Annotated in this window: 1 protein-coding gene; it reads left to right on the plus strand. The window is 72.0% G+C overall.

All coding sequences use genetic code 11. The features are described 5' to 3' along the window. The coding region (locus tag I6F37_RS42345; protein WP_225154727.1) for a DUF11 domain-containing protein at positions 1 to 411 on the plus strand (411 nt) is incomplete at both ends.

Consider the following 411-nt stretch of genomic DNA (forward strand, 5'->3'; position numbering starts at 1 on the left):
TGCCGATCCTCATCGAGAAGCGCGAGCCGAGCCCCGAGGACGAGCTGGTGCGCGGCGTGCACGACCACACCACCGTGTACACGTTGACCGTCCGCAACAACGCGATCCTGCCGACCACCGGCACGATCGTCGAGGACTGGCTGCCCGCCGGCCTCGAGTTCCTCGGCTGCGGCACTGCCGACAACGCGCCGGCCGGGTTCGTCGAGTACCCGGGCGCTCCCCGCCTCGACGTGAGCACCCCCGATCTGACCGTCGGCGACGGCTGCACCGCACCGACGTTGGTGGAGACCGTGCAGGTCGACCCGCCCGGCTCGCTGCCGCTCGCGGTGTACACCCACGTCGCATGGCCGTCCGGCGATCTCGCCCAGGGCGCCACCAAGGTGATCCGGTACCGCGCCGGCCTCCCCCACC

Origin of the sequence: Bradyrhizobium sp. NBAIM08, from assembly GCF_020193935.1 — a bacterium.
In the GTDB taxonomy this organism is placed as follows: Bacteria; Pseudomonadota; Alphaproteobacteria; order Rhizobiales; family Xanthobacteraceae; genus Bradyrhizobium; species Bradyrhizobium yuanmingense.